The following is a 19,304-nucleotide window of genomic DNA, read 5'->3' as shown; positions in this document are numbered from 1 at the left end:
TAGAAGCATCAGCGTGCCACTATGATGCGTGGGGTAAATATACCTTGCCCCGACTCAAGTTGCCACGGTGACGAATTTATCCCGGTGACTTTGCCTTCGGTGTGAAGCAGTAGAAAAGGGGGGTGTCGGATAATTTGTCCATATTTCAAAGCGACTCGTAGAGCAGCTTGAGTCGGTAGCCGTGCTTCAGCTCTTCTCCCGCCATCATCTTGAATATGTGGCTTAGAGAACCGTCCAGAATCTCTGCCAGTCTCGTGTAGAGTTCGTAGGCGTGCTTCTCCCTTATCAATGCTTCGAGAATCAGCTCCTCAAGGCTTTCAGGTTTTGCCCTCTCGTCGCTCAGCATCGGCTCGAGGGACAGCGAATCTAAGTAGTCTATGACCGCGGTTTCCTTCAGGCTTCCCTTTGAGAGCATTCCTTCGAGCGTTCTGCGGTGTCTCAGCTCTTCCTCTGCCATCAGCCTGAAGGTTTCCGTCATCTCGGGCCTCTCGAAGGTCGCGAAGGTTTCCCCGAGCTTGTGGAGGTTGTACAGCTCGTTCTCCTGCCAGATAAGCCTTTCGAGAAGCTCGTCGAGCCTCATTCTTTTTCCTCCAGCAGGGTTTTGAGGTATTCCTTCAGTTCAGCAACGCTGGGCAGGACCAGGTCCGGTTTGATTCCCATTCTCTCCACGTCCTCCAGCGTGCTGACCCCGGTTAGCACCATCGCCGCCTTCATTCCAAAGCGTTTGGCGAAGAGGACGTCGGTGTCGAGCCTGTCTCCTATCATCCATATTTCATCGACGTTGCCGAGCTTCTCCCTGACGACCTCGTAAACGGGTTCGTTGGGCTTTCCTATTATGAGGGGATCAGCATCTGTAGATGCCTTCAGCGCCGCTATTATTGAGCCCGCCCCGGGGTAGAGGCCCTCCTCAGCGGGGTAGGTCGTGTCCGGGTTCGTGCCTATAAAGCGCGCCCCGTTCCGTATCGCCAGCGTCCCGTACTTGAGCTTCTCGTAGGTTAAACCCGGGTCGAGGCCGACGACGACGTATTCAACTTCCTTCCAGGCACCTTTTCTGGCCTCTTCGATGCCCATGATTCCCCAGCCGAGGCGCTCCATTTCCACCTGCAGTCCTTCGCCGCCGATCACAAATATTTTTCCTGGCTTGAAGTGCCTCTCCATGTAGAGCCTCGTCGCCAGGCCGGAGGTGACTATGACTTCTTCCGGAACGTCGATGCCCATGAAAAGGAGCTTCTCGCGGTACATGGAGGGGTCCTTGGTAGAATTGTTGGTCAGGAAGATGAAGGGGATCCCTTTCTCCTTTAGAAAGTTTATCAGCTCGCGGGAACCTTCAACCGGCTCGTTTCCCCTGTAAAGGACGCCGTCCATGTCGAAGATTATGCCGATTTTGCCCTTCATGAATGGAGAAATGGGGTTGGGTTTAAAAGTTCACTGCTGCCAGGTGTCGTCAAGTCGGAAGGTGCCCCTATCCAGTACCTTTCCATTTCCCCAGTACGTGTATCGTATCACAACACTCCCGTTCAGCTGGTCAGGGAGGTAGAACTCGTCGGCTTTCTCGACTTTGTAACGCCTGTCAAAAACCACCCTCCCGTTGTCCAGGAAACCCGTGATGGTCAGGTACGTTCCAGTGGCGTTCGTGAACTCCAGGATAATCTTTCCTTCCCTGGAAACGACGGCCACGTTGGGGTGTTCGAATCTGAAAATCTTTATGTATCCTCCGTCCGAGTAAACCAGGCGGTAGTTTGGTGCCCTCTCCGTGAACATCAGCCTGGCGAGGGTCGTGTTGAATGCCCTGCCGTTCATCAGCACCGCGTAGCCGTAGTTCAGGTTGAGGTACACGTAGGCGTCCGCCTTCTGGGCCCCCGTGACGTTCATTCCCCTGACCCCTGCGGCGTCTTCAACGAATGCTTTCTTGGGGGAGAACCTGCTCTCCCCTACCGCTACCACTACCTCCCAGTGGTCGCCCCTGGGCTTGGCCGATATGGAGTATCCCTCCCTTTCGAAGAGGAACGCTCCTCCAACCTGCTCCACGAGTGGAATGGGCACCATCGGGTAGTCCTTAGGGGGAACCCCCGCCGTTTCCAGCACCGCCGGGAACTTGAGGACGGTGTCGTAGGAGACAATCACGTAATCAACGCCGAGGTTCATCAGCTCGTCCTTGCTCACCATGCCAAGGTAGTACCGGGCCGTGAGCTCATCGGGCACGCCCTTGGAAGGGGTGGCCCTGTGGGAGAAGTACGTCACCCAGTAACCCTGGTCCCACCAGGTCAGGACGACGTCGTTGCCGTTGGATAGCTCTCCCAGCTTCACGAGCGCCCTCTCCCAGTTTTCGTCCACGAAGGGCCGTGCGTTCAACGTGTTCTGGAGGTCCAAAATGCCCGTCGGTACAGTCAGGAGCACTATGAGGGCAGCGGCGGCGTGTTTCTTGGGTACGGCCCTCATCTCTTCCAGGAACTCGATCAGCTCTACCGCTCCGATTCCCGCCAGAACCGCCACGGCCAGCGAGCCGATGAAGAGGAATCTGGCCCAGAGGGCCATCATTATAAACCCCGGAATCGCGAAGCTCAGGACGATGAAGTCCGCTGCCCTGGCCCTTGAGGGCCTCAGGCGGAGTGTGAAGAACGGGACAGCTAAAAGGAGGGTTCCGTATGAAATCCAGACGTCCCTCAGGGACGTCCTCTGGGTCTCCGCGATGGCCCCGTCCCCGAACCGCTGGAGGAAAGCCAGGAACGTTTCCTCAACTAATCCCCTGTAGTGAACCCCAACGGCCGCCACTCCCAGCAGAAGAACCACTATTAGGGATATTCTACTCCGCGGGTCTTTGAGCAGGCGGGAAGCCGCGAGCAGAACGACCGTCGCGAGTATCAGGAGGGGCACGGCGTATTTCAGATAAGCGAGGAGAAACGCGTCCTTCACCAATCCGAACTCCAGGCCGAGCTTTTCAGCCACCGCCATTCCGTCAGGACGGTTCCAACCGAACATTCCGTAGCCTACTCGGGCGCCGAGGAAGTTTGCCATCAGGGCGCCGGCCGCGGCGGCCGCGGTTAGGGAGATGGAATCGGCGAATGCCCAGTCCTCCTGAAGAATCAGCGCCTCCAGGGTAAGGAATGCGGCGTTGGCGAGCAGGAAAACGAATATCAGGTAGTAGGCGCTCCAGAATCCGGCCGCGAGCCCAGCCACGAGCCCGGGGATTAGATAGAAAACGAGCCTCCTGTCTCCGGGCTCGCCTTTGATCTTTGGAGAGAGCGCCAAACCGATTCCAAGGAGCGCCAGGGCGTACCAGAGCAGGAGGTAGTTGTCGCCGCGGTAGTAGTTCGCCATTGAGCGGAAGATGTGTCCGAAGGAAATCGCCAGGAATATGGCGGAGAGCCCTGCCTCTCTCTCGCCGTACAGGCTTTTAATGGCGAAGTAGATAAGGACGACGGTCGCGGTACCCACCACGGCGGGGGTGACTCGAAAGGCTTCATCGATGGAAAGCCCCAGGGGGGAGAGCAGTTTGTACAGGTAGAACGGTGTTATCCAGAATCCCTTCGGGTGAAACTGGTCGATTAGCATTCCCCAGGGTGCGTTGGCGTAGGGGAAGAAGTTCACCCATTTTCCCATTGTTGCGGAGTACTCAACGTACGCTGCATGAAAGTAGGTATCGTAGCCCAGGAAGTATTTAAGCCTCAGGGGTATCAGACGGAGGATAAGGGCAGTGATGACTAAAACAGGAAGGATATACTTCGTTTTCATCAGTCCGGTGAGTTTGTCCATCACTGCCTCCCTTTTAGATCCCTTCACCTGGATCCCCACGGGGATACCTTCCGGCGGAGTATTAAAAAGTCTTGTGCTGGCACTCCATTAGGCAGATTTTTAAATCGGAATTTACTATCAAGTGGGGAGAGCTGGGAATGAGGATAGCCTTCATATACGACGCCCTTTACCCGGAGGTCAAAGGTGGCGTTGAGCGCAGGCTCTACGAGCTGGGTAAGAGACTGGCCAGGAAGCACGAGGTTCACTGGTACACCTTCAACTGGTGGGGAAGGGGCGGTGCAATTAACAGGGACGGGATAATCGTCCACGGCGTGGGTAGGCCTGCTGAGCTTTATCGTGGGGGCATCAGAAACCCGCTTGAGGCCTTGTCCTTTTCGTGGAGGCTTCTGATGGCCGAGGTTGATTCCTACGACGTCGTGGACTGCCAGGAATTTCCTTACCTTCACGCCTACCCCTCCAGGTGGAAGTTCAGCGGCTCCGGGGCCTTCGTGATAACCTGGCACGAGTACTGGGGGGAGTACTGGAACGAGTACCTTACCACGGGGTCTTCCGTTGGAGGAGCCCTTGAGAGAAATCTTTTGAAGCTGACGGAAAATCACCTCGCCGTTTCCCTACACACACTGCGCAGGCTTAAGGGGTTGAGGAGGCTCAACTTTGGCCTCGTCCCCAACGGGATAGATTTCGAGTTTATCCGCTCCGTTGAACCCCACCCCGAACTGAGGTACGATGCCGTCTTCGTCGGCAGGCTCATCGAGCACAAGAACCTGGAACTTCTCCTCAGGGCCCTGCGCCTGATACTACGTGAAGTTCCATCGTTCCGGGTCGGAATAGTTGGGGACGGTCCGCAGAGGGAAAAGCTCGAAAGAATGGCTAGAGAACTTGGGGTCGAGCGGAACGTGGACTTTCTCGGTTTTCTCCCAACTTTTGAGGAGGTCGTGTCGGTGGTGAAATCCTCCCGCGTGTTCGCGTTTCCCTCCCTCAGGGAGGGGTTCGGAATAGCCGTGCTGGAAGCGAACGCGGCTGGCCTTCCCGCGGTCGTCGTCGATGCACCGATGAACGCTTCAGTGGACCTGGTGGTTGATGGGAGGACCGGCCGCATCAGCCGGCCCGATCCCTTTGACTTCGCGAGGAAACTCTTATTAGTATGGGAGGACTCTCACCGCATGAGGCGTCCTTCCGTTTCATACGCCCGTAGGTATGACTGGGACAATGTTGCAAATCAGCTTGAAAGGTACTACAAGGGTGTTGTCAATGGAGCCTGAGGTAACGGTAGTACTGCCTACCATGAACGAGGAGGAGGCAATCTCCGTTGTGCTGCCGCGCATCAGGGAAGTCCTCGAGAAGATGGGGGTTTCCTACGAGATCGTGGTGGTCGATAAGAGCACCGACAGGACACCCGAGATAGCGAGGTCGATGGGTGCGAGGGTCATACGGCAGGAGGGTAGGGGCTACGGCGATGCCTACCTAACCGGCTTCAGGCACGCCAGAGGGAAGTTCATCGTCATGATGGACCCAGACGGGAGCTATGACCCAGAGGACATCCCAAAACTCTTGGAGCCATTACTCAAGGGAGAAGCTGACTTCGTTATGGGCACCAGACTCAAGGGTGAAATGGACGAGAAAGCCATGCCCTGGCTTCACAGGCGCATTGGAAATCCCCTCCTCACGTGGATACTCAACGTCCTCTTCAAGGCAGGAATAAGCGATGCCCACTGTGGCATGAGGGCCATAAGGAGGGACGCCCTTGAGAGACTTCCCCTGCAGTGCAAGGGGATGGAGTTCGCCAGCGAGATGGTCATTGAAGCCGCGAAAAGGGGTCTCCGTACAGTGGAGGTTCCGATAAGATATCACCCGAGAATAGGGGAATCCAAGCTCAGCTCCTTCAGGGATGGGTGGAGGCACCTGAGGCTCATGCTGCTCTACTCTCCATCCCACCTCTTCCTCCTCCCGGCCCTTGTTTTCATGGCCCTGGGTGCCGGTTTGATGGGCTACGCGTACTTCATCAAGCCCGAGAGGCTCCACACCCTTATCCTTGGCAGCGCTTTGACTCTTTTGGGCTTCCAGATACTTGGGTTTGGAATCTCCGCCAGGGTTTATGCCGTTAAAGAGGGCCTCGACGAGCCCACACGCCTCACGAGATTCTTCATGAGGTACTCCATACTCGAGGAGGGCCTGCTCGTTGGTGGCCTGATGTTCCTCGTTGGCGTGCTTCTGGGAATCTACATCTTCATGAGGTGGAGTTCGTCCGGGTACGGGGCCCTCTTCATGCTCAGGGAGGCCGTGCTGGTGCTCACCCTCACGACGCTGGGGTTATCTGTGATATTCTTCTCCTTCTTCATCAGCATCTACATGCTGAAGGGGGAGACCTGATGAAGCGTCGGGTTCTCATAGTTTCTCCCTATTTTTATCCCGAAGGTGGCGGGCTTGAGAAGTACGCCTTCAATATGGCCCTGGAGCTTTCGGAGAAAAACGAGGTCACCGTGCTCTGCATGACTCGTGGAGAGGAGGGCTGGGAGGATCTTGGGGGAATCAGGGTTTATCGCGTTAAACCGGGTTTTATCGTTTCCAACACCCCCCTGAGCCTGAGATTCGTCCTGAAGACCGCTGGAATGGTGCGGAGGGCGGATCTCGTTATCGCCCACACACCGGTTCCATTCGCTGCTGACGTTGCTTCTTTTCTGGCCAAGCTCCGGGGAATCCCTATCAGGATTGTTTACCACACCGTCGGGCTCAAAAAGGGCGCCGGCTTTCTTGACGCCCTCGCCGGGCTGTACTCCGCGACCCTGGAACGGCTCACCCTCCGTGGAGTGGGGATAATAGCCGTTTCAAAAACGGTCTGGGAGTATCTGCGGGAGAACGGCTACAATCCACGAGTATCCCACCCTCAAATCAGCCTTCCCGAGCACGCCTCCAGGCAGAGGAGCTGCTCCCGGGAGAAGGTGATCCTCTTCGTGGGCCAGCTTGGGAGGTACCACAGGTTCAAGAACCTCTACCTCCTGGTAAGGGCGTTCTCTGAGCTTTCGGTTGAGTTTCCGGAGTGGAAGCTCTGGGTCGTCGGGGACGGGGATCTTCTTGATGAGTACCGGCGGCTGGCCCTTGAACTCGGCCTCGGTTCGAGAGTCCGGTTCTTCGGCAGGATCAACAACCCTGAGGAACTGGCGGAAATATACTCGAGATCCGGGGTTCTCGTTCTCCCGTCTTCCTTCGAGTCCTTTGGAATGGTGGTCGCCGAGGCCCTGGCCTTTGGGGTTCCTGTCATCGTGTCCCCCCATGTTGGGGCGAGGATTCTGGTAGAGCCTGGCAAGAACGGCTTTGTTTTGAGGGATTTAAGCGTGTCGTCTCTCGTGGACGCCTTAAAACTTGTGATGGACGACCCAAAACTTCTCAGGAAGCTGTCATCACGTTCTACTCTTCGGGGGCATCGTTAGAAACTTCTTGAGCTTTAAGCGAGATATTGCCAGTTTCAGACGGGTTTCCTCACGCGTTCTCTCCCCCAAGCCGAAGCGTGACTCTATGGTGGCTATCTCCCTTTTTACTTCCTTGAGGGGCCTCAGATTCCGTCTATCTTCATCCCTCACAATCCACCAGGGGACCGTTATAAGATTGGGATTCCTGCCGATTCCGTGTCCGTACACCTTTATCGGGACGAACTCAAGAACCTTCTCCCCGAAGAGCTCTCCGTGGTCCGACGTAACCACGCTCTTCCCTCTCAGCCGGTGCAGGAGCAGCTCAACGTATGGCATCACGATCTGGAGGTTGTCCACGTAAGCTTTGATCAGTCGGCGCACGGGGAAGTGAGCGTATATTTCCGATAGGTATATCTCCTGGATAGGCTCGGGTGGAAAGTCCTGGAGGTAGCTTCCCCCTCTCTCCACGGATCTCTTGATGGCGGCCATTCCTTCGTCCTTGAACCCGAGGGTGAAGTACGGGTGGTGCGGCTGGAGAAAGTGGACGACGAGTCTCTTGTCAGGATACCTCCTCGCCGCGACCAGCGCCGCCCGGTACACCGCTCCAGGGGGCACGGTGTTGTACCTCTCGTTCCAGTGGGTCTTCCACACGGAGATGAGCCTGTGGAACTTTCCCTTGAGGTACCTGTCCACGAAGGGGTTGGCGCTTATGAAAACTATATCATCGTACCTTTCCTCGCGGAAGTTCATAACGAGGAACTCCCCGGTCCATGAGCCGAGGGAGGGCCGGGATTCAAGTTTTCCGGGAAGGCCCCTCCTCTGGAACTCCTCCTCGAAAACATCGTATCGGCAGTCATCGAGGATTATGAGGTGGTCCCAATCCTCCGAGAACACGCTTACCCCGGGATTCCTCTTTAGGAGCTGGACAAGACCCTTCAGTGTGTACTCTTTTATCCTGTGTTTTAGGAGGTTGGGCTTGGCTCTGGGGGTGGACATGATTTTACAGACCCTTTCCCACTCTAAAAATCTATCGGCGTATCACCTCGGGCGAGTTTCTCTTAAATTTGTTACCAAATTGGTTGGCTTTCCAGTGGATACTTGATCGAGAGTATTCATTTTATTGATGATAATGACTATTAAGGGTGTAAAGTTCAATAAATTGTGCTCTTGTGACCAGTATTCTGCCGTAATATCTAGCATTTTGATTATTTTGTCATGTGGTATTTTAAAACTAATGGCGTCCTCTCCAAATATAAAGCTATTTCCTAGATTTGCCCGTTTATATTTTTGATTTTAATGTATCCATGAATACAATGATTAAGTTTACCAAGTTAAAATTTTACTAACGAAAGATTTATATTACTAATTACATTAATACTTTAATGGCCTACGAGGCCGGCCTCCTTACAGGCAAAACCAAGGTAGGTGAAGCGATATGAATAGCCGCAGGACGGGGCGGTTTTACGCCCTGGTGCTGGCACTTTTGGTGCTGGTGTCTGTAGTGCCCGGGTTTATGCCCGGGGGAATAGGGACAGTGGCTGCAGCGGGATACATAATCAACGTTACTGCAGAAACTAACTACGGCGACAGCGTGCTGTTTGCAGGGTTCCCATATTTCATCAACGGAACAATAAACGCAACACAGCAGACATTTGCAAATATAACATTGTATTATGTTTACCCCAACGGTACAGAGATTACCGTGTACAGCAGAGTGAAGCCAATCAGTACCGGTCTAAACACCTTCTTGATAAACTCCACGGATCCCATTGACGTTGATCCTCAGTACTCCAGTGTTCCACGTGACGTCTCCCAGGTCAAACTTGTTGTTTATGAGTACGACATTGCCAACGGTAACATACCTGGAACTGAGACCATATTCAACTTTAACGTCAAGTTCCCGTTTGAAGTTACTTACAGCATAACCAGTTCGGTTCCATATGATGCCATTGGGAATGGTACCTGGGTGTACGACAGGGCTTTCAAGGAGATCTCATTTGACCTGGCTGTCACCATTCAGTACAATGACACCCTAGTGGGCTCGGGTATAGAACTGCCCAACAATGTTACTGTTAACGTAACACTTCCAGACGGTACCTCCGCCGAGACGGTGGTTCCGATAAATTCTACCGGTGGTGGGGACTATACTTTTGTGGATCTCATGTCTACCCTTGCAGGAAATGCTAGCCTAACAGTTCTTGACACTACCAACCAAATGACTCAGATTCTGAAGATCCCGATTTACGACTGGGGCATCAACTTCTCGCTTGTGAATATAGAACCCCATGCATATAGCATGGTGCCCTTTAATATTACAGGCACGGTCTATGACTTCACTCATCTCGGGACCAACAACACTTACAGCCTGGGCCTCAACACCACGGTGAACGTCTCCGTCGGGAACTACAGCACTGTTGTTACCCTCTTAAACGGCAAGGCGACCTTCGACCTGACGAACGTCGTCCTCCCGGCAGGTAGCTACAACCTCAGCGCCGCCCATATCGAGTACACCCCAAGTACCATCTACGGACCTATAGAAGTTGAACCGTGGAATATCCTTGTAATCCCAACCATAACCTGCACCAATGGGCTTGCCTGCACCGAGTTCTACGCTGGGATCAACCAGACCCTTAACATAAGCGTGACCTATCTGCTCAGCCCCCACTACAACCTCACCACGACCGCCAACTACAGGGTCCTCCTGAACGGTGTTGAGATGTACAACGGCACAATAAACGTTATCAACAACTCCGGCTGGACCATCATTCCGGTCAGCTTCCCGGAGAACGGAACTGTTACCGTTGAGGTCTGGGATAGTGTCTACCATCCCGAACCCAGCACGGAGACCCGCAGTGTTGTGAACTGGGACATTGCCGGGGCTTACCAGGTCATCCAGTACCCGGACGAGTACGATATCCTGGATACCCAGTTCTACGTCGGCGTTCCCGCGAACCTCACGCTGGGCATATTCTACAACGAACCCTGTCCGGTGAACACCACCGTTAACATAACCCTCGAGCTCCCCAATGGGACGGCGCTCGACTACTCGACGGTGGTCTCCGACGCCAACGGGACCAGCTTTGACGTTCCACAGACCTTCCTGTTCACCGAGCCCGGCTTCGTCACCGTGATCTATCACGACAGCCTCGGCAAGAGCTACAGCTTCACCATACCCGTCAAGGACTGGGGAATCTTCGTTGACGCCTCTCCTGAGGAGCTCACCCAGAACGAGAGCGTCAACTTCAACGTCTTCGTCGCTGAGTCACTGTACTTCGACTACCCTGATGTGAGAGACGTCATCGTCACCCTTGAACTTCCGGGCAGTGCTCCCATCGAGAAGACACTCACCCTCGAGATCAACGATGATATTAGCGAAGGTCAGGGTGGATACCAGGGCGTGATAACCTTCGAGAACGTCACCCCGCAGATGCCGGGAATCGGGTGGGTCATCGTTACCGACGTCCTCAGCGGCAAGACTGTTAAGATGCCGATAAAGATCAACGCGGCCATAACACCTGGAAACAGGTGGATTGACGTTACTGCAGTTCCCGCCACCGAGCCCGTCTACGCGTACCTTGGCAACAGCCTGAAGATCGACATCCAGTACATGTACAGCGACGGAATCGCGGCCTACAAGGACACCGACGACCACGTTGTTAACATCACGATAACCGATGCCGACGGAACGGCCTATCACCTCCAGCTCCCGGTTGACAACGGCTTCGTTGAGATACCCAACTATGCCATACCGGTCAACGGTACCAACAACATAGCCATCGACGTCGTGGACGCCTACAACGCCAGCATAACCGGCGGTGCCGTGGTCCCGGTCACGCCGTGGGACGTCACGTTTGACTTCGCCACGGATGGTACCGTTTGGCAGTACGTGCACAACACTCTCTACGTGACCGTCCACGTCAATGGTCCGGACGTTCCGGTCAACGTCACCCTCAACGGCGAGCTCTACACCGACGTCACCAACGGTTGGGTCATCGAGTACCCAATAACCGACCCGCAGGGAACGCTCACCTACAACGTCATTGCCACCTACAATGGCCACCAGGTCGGAAGCAGCAATTACACCGTTGAGGCCCAGCCGTGGGACGTCACGTTTGACTTCGCCACCGACGGACCCCTCTGGATGTACCTCCCCAACAGGATTCACGTGACCACTCACATCAACGGTCCGGACGTTCCGGTTGTCGTGGACTACGTAAGCGTCCACGGCCCGAGCCAGTGGTACGATGTGAGGAACGGGGATACGAAGTACATCCCCATTACCTCCAACGACTACTCGATCCTCCCGTACAACAGCACATTTGTGGCGTATTACAATGGACACCCGGTCGGGCATGGGTGGTACTACGCTGAGCCCGTCAGCTGGAACGCCACCATATCTATAACCCCCGAGTTCGTATACTATGGAATATCCACCAACATAACTGCAACCGTCACGCCTACCAATGGGGTACCACTTAACGCCAGCGATCTCACGGTTAAGCTCATCGTTAACGGGCATTCCAACGTGAGCAATGGAGTAGCCACGGTTTACCTCACCAACCCAACAGATGTGAGCGGCGTAGTGCAAGTCTATTACAACGGCCATCTGATCAATAGCACTACCCTTAACATACCTGTCAGGGAGTGGTCCACCAATGTTACCTACACTCCAAAGATCTTCTACTACCTCCCGAGTGGATACGCTAACGAGCCTCTAGCAGGAAGTGTAGTCACGGGGCTTCCGGCGGATGTTGCAAGGGCGGCCAACATAACGTTTGAGGTTTCACTTCCAAGCTTGTGGATAGGAGAGGGAACTTCAGGAGGTAATGAGTTCCAGTTCAACTTCTCGTGGGCTGCCGAGAACTTCGTCTTCAACAGCAGTGGAATAGTGCCATTGGTGATCAAACTCTACGACCCGGCTACCAACTTCATTTACTTCAACAAGACCTACAACATCTCCATAGTGCCTGCCCTAGAGGCTAACGTGGTGTCCCCAAGCGTTGCCTACGTGAACGTCTCCTTCACCCTTAATGTCAGCGTGACTTCCAACTCTCCGAACCCGAAGATAACCGTCACGATCAACGGAACCAACCACACCAACAGCACAACCCAGAACGGAACAGTTCTCATACACAAAGTGAATCTCACCAAGCCCGGTGAGTACACCGTGATAATCCACGATGCTAGCATCAACGCGACCATAACCAGAACCCTCGAGGTTCGCGACTGGCACATTGAAGTGACCGCCACGCCCGACAACATAACCGCGGGAAGCGTTTATGGCGTGAACTTCACCGTCAAGCTGGTGGACAGCGAGGGAGATATAGCCGACATAACTGAGAACGTGAACCTGTCCCTGGAGTTCAGCAACACCAGTGTTATCCCCAACGGGTTCTACACATGGACAGTACCTGTGGAGCACGGTGAGGGTATACTCAGCGCCCACGTGTTTGCCCCCGTTGCAGGACTCTTCAGGGTGGTGGCCGTCGACGGTTACGGCAACAAGAACGACACGAGCACCATAACAGTAAGCGAGCCCAACCCGGAGGATCTCACGTACGTCTACGTCAACATCAGGAAGCCCGGTTCGCTGGAGTCGCCTGACGTACCCGTCAACCTATACTGGGGCCTTAAGGTGGGTGACAGAATAACGTACTTCAGAATGGCAGACTCGCTGGTGCAGTACGATGACTCCAGGGAGGCCGTCTTTAAGCTTTACCCGACACATGAGTTTAGAATCTACGTCATTGCATTCCCGAAGAGCTTCAACAGGTCCATCGTCTACGATGGGATGGAGTGGAACGAGTCATTGAACAACACAAACCAAACATACTACTCCGTGAACACTACTGTGGAGATGCTCAACCTCAGCACGGTTAACGGCGTTACCACAGCGACGTTGAAAGTCAACGTCACGAAATACAAGATTACGGAACTTAACATTACAAAAGTGATCTACACCGTTAACATAACCGCGCCGGGTGCCATTGACCTCTATCCGGGTTCCTCATCGGTTCAGGGCAATGCAATCCTCGCCAACGTTACCACTCAGGTGTACCATATCGGCAATGGAACCACTCGCAATAAGACTGACGCCAATAATACCACAATATCTGTCGTAATCAGGCCGAATGACCTCAGCATTGAGCCACTTGACAACACCTCCCTCAAGCCGACCCAGGCGGGCGAGTACTTCACATTCAGGGCCATACTTGAAACTACCAACGCCACGGAGCAGTTCAACGCCACCTGGTCAGAAGAGCTCAAGGCTTGGCTTGAGAACCTCGACTTCATCAGCGACACTGTCAAAGAGGCGGCATTCCAGAATGCCACAAGACTGGCCTTTGAGCTAGTGAACCCATCGAGCTTCAACGGACCAGTGCCAAACGCTACCGTATACTTCCACATCAATAACACCGCGATTGCATACCTTGAGCCGACCAACGGTACCACCGACGCCAACGGAACGGTTTCATTCAAGGTTTACACCAAGGCCCAGGCTAACATGACTCCCGAGCAGCTCCGCAACTTCGTGGGTTCAGTCAACGTGTGGGCCACCTACGAGAACCTCACGACCGACAATATAACTGTGAACTTTGGAGGAATTGGTTCAATCTCCGGCGACATCACGGATGACACGGGAATGCAGGTTCCTGGAGCAACGGTAACGCTCAAGGTCCGTAAGGGAGGCGTATGGGTCAACGCTACTGACTTCGAGGGTAACATCCTCGCCACAGTCTCCAGTGAGGACGGACACTATGCGATTGGCAATGTCCCGGCCGCTCCTGAAGGAACGACGTACATGGTCGTTGTAACCAAGGGCAACCTCACGGGATACGCCTACGTCACTGTGAAGCCATTTGCCACATCCACCGCCGACGTCAAACTGACGGGCAACGCCACCGAGACTGGCTTCGCGATGTACCCTGAAAGGGTTGCCAACGCCGACACCGTCTACTTCGTCTTCAACAACCTCGGAACGCCAGATGCGTTCTCAACCACCCAGTACATAGCCCGCACCGTTCCCATTGATGTCAGGACGAAGGCAGTGCTTGCCGATCAGTTCAACCTCAGCACACTGACCGCCAACGACGTGCTCATCTCAGTCGGTGGATCGCTCGTCAACCCGGTTACCGCAGCCTACGAGGATATAGCGCCAGTGCACATGGTCATAAACGGTAGCAACATAACCATCGTTGCACCCGGAGAGAACTTCACCTGGCAGGCTCCCAAGGTCTGGTGGAACGTCAGCCAGGGCTACTTCATAATACAGCTCTTCGAGGACGAGAGCGGAGCCCTCGTCGTGACCATCTACGGTACCGACGCCGACAGCACCGCGGCAGGGGCCTACTACTTTATGGCCGAGATTTACCCCGACATCGACAGCTACAACGGTATCCACTACTTCGTCGGACTCTGGAAGGACACCGAGGCTGGAGCCGATGTTCCGCTACCGGGTGCGGACCTTGGAGACACGAGCGGCTTCAGCGCCGGCGACAGCATAACCATAGTCGCCCAGGGCTGAAGTTTTCCTTCTTTTCTCTTCCTTCCCAAAAATTTTTAATTGACTACACTGAAGTGTTTCTGGTGTTAGGGATGAGGTGGGAATATTATTTCTTGGCCATTATGCTGATCATAGGCATCGGGATCGTGTTAACGGTCTCGCATCAGACGTCATCCGGCTTTTCTATTGTCTACTTCGATAATGGTACTATCCCAGCCGTAGTGGAACCCCTAAAGAATTATACCGTCATCTTCATAATAGAGTCTCATGAGGGGGTGCCTGTCAACTACACGTACGGCGTTTATCTTGACGGGAGATTAATATCAAATGGTACTGTGCATCTGAAACCAAAAAGTTCCGAGTATGTGCCGGTCAGTTTTTCGGTTGGCTCTCCCGCCTATGATAGGATTCTCGTTGAGAAAAGAAATGCCGTGTACAACGTTACTGACTTGGCAAACATCTCGGGCAGGTGCGAGATTGACAATGGATCCGCCGTCTGCTTGCCCCCCATGTACTCCGGACCCGCTGGCTTGCAACTGATATTGAACACAAGTGATGATGGGGTGGTGGTGTCACAGGAAGTAAAGACCGAAAAGTCGGGGATTATCACCGTGACTAGATACTATCTAAACATAACTAAAATTGACCTTCGGATGTACCGCATCGAGTACGATATGATGAAGTTCCAGTATGTTCCCAGGAGCATTACGGTTGAAGTTCTGGTAAATTCCTCGGTTGGAAAATCCTATCGGATATCAACCACTATTCCCGTATCGGGGGGATAGCTGTGGATATGGTGATTCTCCTTTTTTTGTTCCTCCTTTGTTTTTTATCGGTGTACCTGATCCTGTTTGGTGAGATAAGCTATAGGATTAAGGTGTTGTCTTTGGTGATTTTGTCTTTGACACTGGTCGTGTTTATCCGTATGGGATTCAACAGATATTTCACCACTACGGACGAGTCTTATTATCTATCTTTAATAGCTCGTCCCATGTGGTATAAGACGGCAATTGTTTCCGGGTATGTAACGCCGATTCTGCTCCGATTATTTTATCGAATCTTAGGAGATCCGGTGAAAGTTGTTATTTGGAACTCCGTCTTTTTTATGGTGCTTTACGTGCTGGTGATATTTTTTTCTTACAGGAGGTTTGGCTTCTCGGATAGACACTCATTAACCGCGATTCTCCTGTTGTTCCTGACTCGTATGTACCTATGGCCCACGATTGAGGCTCGTCCCCAGCAGGTAGGGCTTTTGGTCGGACTAATATTGGTGGTTCTCACTATTAGTGTGAACTTAAGGCCTTCCACAGTTTTGTTATTTGTATCGATTTACATCCTCCTGATATTTAGTCATGTTTTGTCGTTTATCTTGTATTCTACCCTGATTCTTGGGTATCTGACCATTAAGATAGTTTTTGGCAATGCTGGGGAGAGTTACCTCAAGAAACTGGATGTGACGTTGGTGTCCATTTTGATATCGTGGGCTATCTTTGTTTTCATGCCCTATTCATATTATCTGATCAAGAATATGACCTGGATACTCAATAATATGGCCGGTGCGGACATGACTGTGTATCAGTTTTCATTGATTTCCCTTGGATTTCTTGTGATATCCTCAGCCGGATTGTACACTTTTGTAAGGAATTTACCTATTTCCGTTGGCCGTTTCTTTGAGGTTTTCTGGAATTCTATTGTTGACGTGCTTGCAAGAATCTCTTCCAAGGCTATTTTGATAGTCGCGGTCTTGGGTATTGCAGGGGCGGTGGTTTTGCAGATTATCCTTGAAAGAAGTATCTATTCCGATGTTTATGGCGGTTCACTTGTATCATTCCTGTTTTTCCAGATGGGAAATATTGCGTTTGGTCTGTTTTATGTTGACGGTATATTGTATAAGATACGCCAGAGAGAAATTTCAGATCTTGATATCCTCTCTCTGTTGTGGATTTTTGTAAGTGTGGGTCTCTTAGCCCTATCCTTTTTCATGCCCGAGGGAAAGGTCTGGACCTTCCGCAATTGGTTCCTTCGGGCTATTCAATACTTCGTGATATTTGCTGCTCCCGTTGCAGCTCACGCCCTATTAAAAGACGAGATGTTCAAACACGGTTTTAAGTCGATTTTTAAGCCTCTTTTAGTTGCCTCATTGGTATCAATGCTCATCGTTATCAGTGTTTTAAACACCTCAAGGATACCAGGGTTTTATGATTATGACGTCGTCTGGCCATCCGATTTGGTGACCCTCTGCCAGCACTATCCCTCTGCGGGTTATTATCCCAGAACCGAGGGTTCTATGTACTATACCGAGTTTGCTGTTCGAAATCTGGTTACTGCGTGTGGAGGTGAATTATTGAGGGAACCTTCCATCCTTCAGGGTTCCGTGCTGGCATCTTCGGATCGCTTCTATGTATACACTGGTAACTATGTCCCCCTCTCCCTCTTCAACTTTGAGAGAACACCCGGAACCCGGATTCTGTGCGGGAGGAATTCCAATACGTTGGCATACGCCGGCTCTCTTCTAGGGATATCTAAACTTGTCCCTGTAAGGGGAGGGGAGGAATGTTTTTCGTATTGCCTTTCATCGGCGGATTCCGTGATCCTGATTGGAGGAAGTACTTCCAATCCGTGTGTAAGGGTACTTGAGAGTTCTAGGGTAGTTCCGGTTCGTGTGGATAGTATCATGGTAAAAACTCCATCATCGATATACACTACCTCTCTTGGAAATCCCTGGTGGAACACTACCGAGGGGCTATTCGTCATCCAAGCGATTAAATACAGAAACGTTCCGATTCTTATCCTTGAGGGAACTAATATCGATGCCACGATGGCAGCTCTGGAGTATTATGCAAGAAGCAGAATGCATTCTAACTCCTTGATAAACAACAATACTCATTATATCGTTGGGAAGTGGGAGGAAACCGACGGCAGGGTTCTTGATGTTGCCCGAGGCTCTCCAGAAGACTCAAACGGCTTCAGTCCCAGCGACAGAATAACGATAATAGAAAGGGGCTGATTCACCGTTTCACATCAACGTTAAGCTTGAGACTCTGTATCGTCCCGTTTATGGCTTCCAGTATGAGGTTCCTGGCTTCCGTTTCCGCGTAGTTCCCGTCTGGGGGCGCGGGGGGAAGTCCCGGCTGTTCGTCCTTGAAGAGGAGGAACCACACCTGCCATCTGCCCGGCTTGTCTATGCTGAAGGTGTAGTTGGTCTCGAACTGGGGCGTCCAGTTGCCCTCGATGTTCACGGGGATCGACGGGAGGGTCACGTTGAACCAGCCCTGCATCGGGTACATCTCGTGTATCACCGTCGTGTTCGTCCTGTTGTCCCAGGTCAGGTTCACGAGCCACACCTGGACGTAGTAGGTCACGTTGCGGTGCTCGTGGTTCACTATTCCGATTATGACGGTTCCGTTCTGCCCCACCTTTAGCTCGGTCGGGTAGTTGTCCGCTATCCCATCGGGCCCCAGAATGTAGAACTCGGTGAACGCTTCACCCGGCTTGGGGTGGGTTATGACGTAGCCGAGGGTTCCGATTGAGGTTATTATGGAGATTATCAGGATAACGGTCAGGGCCTTGTCGAGCCGGCTGGAGTTCTCCCACTCGAGTTCCTCCTTCACCCGCTCCAGGGTTATCCAGGGAACCCAAGGCTCGAAGGCCTTTGCCCTTCGGTAGATGGCTATGAGTGCGAGGGCGACGTTGAATATTGTGAGGCTAACCAGTATCGGAATGAGCCTTATCCCCCAGGGTGTGTAATTCAGGCCGAGGCCGATGAGGGGGACTATCGCTATGCTCAGCCCGAAGCTCAAAGCCAGGCGCTCGAGGTTGTCAAGCTCGGGCCTGTTGGGGAAGAGGGCGGTTATGAAGACGTAGCCCGGAAAGAAGAGGACGAAGGCCAGTCCAAGGGCCTTTCTCGCCAGGCTGTCTGGGAAGTGGAATATGAGCGCGTCGAGTATGAGCGACAGGACGATTATCGCGAGCAGGTCCCAGTACTTCGCCGCTCCCTTCGGCGGAGCCCCCATTTCACCACCCTGGTAGAGTGGGGCAGGGCCTTTAAAACGGTTTCCGCGCCTATATCTGTGCTAGGTCTTCTAGCGATGGTTGGTATTTGGGCTATGGGTTATACAGTCCCATATTTGAAACGCCTTCCGTTACAGAACAGCCCTGGGACGCCTTGCCGGGCACTTGGCACGGTTTTGACATTCTACTCAAGTACGGCTTGTTCTCACAGCAAATAGTCGCGTATCTATACGTTGATGGGGGAGGTTTGGGATTATGTGCCTCTTTCAACTAAATCGATGACGATCCCTACTACGGGGGTATTCATTCATAACGTTGAGGTAGTCAGCTCTAGTCCTTCCAGTACACACACCCAATTTTCATCGATAATGTTCAGGAAAAGCACAACGGTGTGGTTGCTGATTCGGACGACTTCTCGAATGGGATCGCGTACTTTGACTATTATGAGAACGCAGTGACTACCTCCAACGTTCCCTTCTTCAGCAACGAGGTGGCAATGGCTTCCCTAGCCCTGCTCCTCGCCCTCGGTGCCGTCTGGCTCTTCAGGAGGGGCTGATTCCCCTCTGTTCTTTTCTGATCAGCCGCGCTAACCTTTTATACCCCGCTCGCCAACGTTTCTCAGAGATGTA

Annotated in this window: 12 protein-coding genes; 7 read left to right on the top strand and 5 right to left on the bottom strand. The window is 53.0% G+C overall.

What is annotated here, in order from left to right:
• Positions 1 to 145: 145 nt before the first annotated feature.
• The 3 genes from CL1_RS04485 to CL1_RS04475 are packed head-to-tail and all read right to left on the bottom strand — an operon-like array spanning position 146 to position 3,780.
• Complete coding sequence (locus CL1_RS04485; protein WP_014788701.1) at positions 146 to 580, bottom strand: ferritin family protein; 435 nt, start codon at positions 578 to 580, stop codon at positions 146 to 148.
• Positions 577 to 1,395 (bottom strand): HAD-IIA family hydrolase, encoded by an 819-nt coding sequence (locus CL1_RS04480; RefSeq protein ID WP_048151931.1) that lies wholly within the window; start codon positions 1,393 to 1,395, stop codon positions 577 to 579. Before CL1_RS04480 ends, CL1_RS04485 begins: the two co-directional genes overlap by 4 nt.
• A gap of 30 nt (positions 1,396 to 1,425) precedes the next feature.
• On the bottom strand, positions 1,426 to 3,780 hold the full coding sequence (locus tag CL1_RS04475; protein ID WP_237266280.1) for an oligosaccharyl transferase, STT3 subunit: 2,355 nt from the start codon (positions 3,778 to 3,780) through the stop codon (positions 1,426 to 1,428).
• A gap of 110 nt (positions 3,781 to 3,890) precedes the next feature.
• Between CL1_RS04475 and CL1_RS04470 the strand changes: the two genes are divergently transcribed.
• The 3 genes from CL1_RS04470 to CL1_RS04460 are packed head-to-tail and all read left to right on the top strand — an operon-like array spanning position 3,891 to position 7,181.
• Entirely contained in the window at positions 3,891 to 5,015 is a 1,125-nt protein-coding gene (locus tag CL1_RS04470) for a glycosyltransferase family 4 protein (protein WP_014788698.1), read from the top strand.
• The gene (locus CL1_RS04465; RefSeq protein ID WP_014788697.1) at positions 5,005 to 6,123 is read left to right on the top strand and encodes a glycosyltransferase family 2 protein; all 1,119 of its coding nucleotides are present in this window, start codon (positions 5,005 to 5,007) and stop codon (positions 6,121 to 6,123) included. Before CL1_RS04470 ends, CL1_RS04465 begins: the two co-directional genes overlap by 11 nt.
• Entirely contained in the window at positions 6,123 to 7,181 is a 1,059-nt protein-coding gene (locus CL1_RS04460; RefSeq protein WP_014788696.1) for a glycosyltransferase family 4 protein, read from the top strand. Before CL1_RS04465 ends, CL1_RS04460 begins: the two co-directional genes overlap by 1 nt.
• Here CL1_RS04460 and CL1_RS04455 read toward each other — a convergent pair.
• The gene (locus tag CL1_RS04455; RefSeq protein ID WP_014788695.1) at positions 7,152 to 8,156 is read right to left on the bottom strand and encodes a hypothetical protein; all 1,005 of its coding nucleotides are present in this window, start codon (positions 8,154 to 8,156) and stop codon (positions 7,152 to 7,154) included. The two genes, CL1_RS04460 and CL1_RS04455, sit on opposite strands and share 30 nt — an antisense overlap.
• Positions 8,157 to 8,595: 439 nt before the next feature.
• Between CL1_RS04455 and CL1_RS04450 the strand changes: the two genes are divergently transcribed.
• From CL1_RS04450 to CL1_RS04440, 3 genes are all read left to right on the top strand, one after another.
• Entirely contained in the window at positions 8,596 to 14,685 is a 6,090-nt protein-coding gene (locus tag CL1_RS04450; RefSeq protein WP_014788694.1) for a carboxypeptidase-like regulatory domain-containing protein, read from the top strand.
• 62 nt (positions 14,686 to 14,747) lie between these two features.
• On the top strand, positions 14,748 to 15,449 hold the full coding sequence (locus CL1_RS04445; protein WP_148267282.1) for a hypothetical protein: 702 nt from the start codon (positions 14,748 to 14,750) through the stop codon (positions 15,447 to 15,449).
• A 2-nt stretch (positions 15,450 to 15,451) separates the two neighbouring features.
• Positions 15,452 to 17,671 (top strand): hypothetical protein, encoded by a 2,220-nt coding sequence (locus tag CL1_RS04440; RefSeq protein ID WP_014788692.1) that lies wholly within the window; start codon positions 15,452 to 15,454, stop codon positions 17,669 to 17,671.
• Between the two features lies 1 nt (position 17,672).
• On the opposite strand, the gene CL1_RS04435 is transcribed toward CL1_RS04440, so the two are convergent.
• Complete coding sequence (locus CL1_RS04435; RefSeq protein WP_014788691.1) at positions 17,673 to 18,677, bottom strand: DUF1616 domain-containing protein; 1,005 nt, start codon at positions 18,675 to 18,677, stop codon at positions 17,673 to 17,675.
• A gap of 389 nt (positions 18,678 to 19,066) precedes the next feature.
• On the opposite strand from CL1_RS04435, the gene CL1_RS10750 reads away from it, so the two are divergent.
• Positions 19,067 to 19,231 (top strand): hypothetical protein, encoded by a 165-nt coding sequence (locus tag CL1_RS10750; protein WP_187287177.1) that lies wholly within the window; start codon positions 19,067 to 19,069, stop codon positions 19,229 to 19,231.
• The last annotated feature ends 73 nt before the right edge of the window (positions 19,232 to 19,304 follow it).

Source organism: Thermococcus cleftensis, from assembly GCF_000265525.1.
Classification (GTDB): domain Archaea; phylum Methanobacteriota_B; class Thermococci; order Thermococcales; family Thermococcaceae; genus Thermococcus; species Thermococcus cleftensis.
This window is presented reverse-complemented; position numbering and strand designations above follow the sequence as displayed.

What these genes read in the sequence shown, in the direction of transcription:
- CL1_RS04465 (WP_014788697.1), top strand. Translation starts at nt 5,005, where the DNA reads ATGGAGCCTGAGGTAACGGTAGTACTGCCTACCATGAACGAGGAGGAG.
- CL1_RS04480 (WP_048151931.1), bottom strand. Translation starts at nt 1,395, where the DNA reads ATGAAGGGCAAAATCGGCATAATCTTCGACATGGACGGCGTCCTTTAC.
- CL1_RS04470 (WP_014788698.1), top strand. Translation starts at nt 3,891, where the DNA reads ATGAGGATAGCCTTCATATACGACGCCCTTTACCCGGAGGTCAAAGGT.
- CL1_RS04450 (WP_014788694.1), top strand. Translation starts at nt 8,596, where the DNA reads ATGAATAGCCGCAGGACGGGGCGGTTTTACGCCCTGGTGCTGGCACTT.
- CL1_RS04455 (WP_014788695.1), bottom strand. Translation starts at nt 8,156, where the DNA reads ATGTCCACCCCCAGAGCCAAGCCCAACCTCCTAAAACACAGGATAAAA.
- CL1_RS04460 (WP_014788696.1), top strand. Translation starts at nt 6,123, where the DNA reads ATGAAGCGTCGGGTTCTCATAGTTTCTCCCTATTTTTATCCCGAAGGT.
- CL1_RS04485 (WP_014788701.1), bottom strand. Translation starts at nt 580, where the DNA reads ATGAGGCTCGACGAGCTTCTCGAAAGGCTTATCTGGCAGGAGAACGAG.
- CL1_RS04435 (WP_014788691.1), bottom strand. Translation starts at nt 18,677, where the DNA reads ATGGGGGCTCCGCCGAAGGGAGCGGCGAAGTACTGGGACCTGCTCGCG.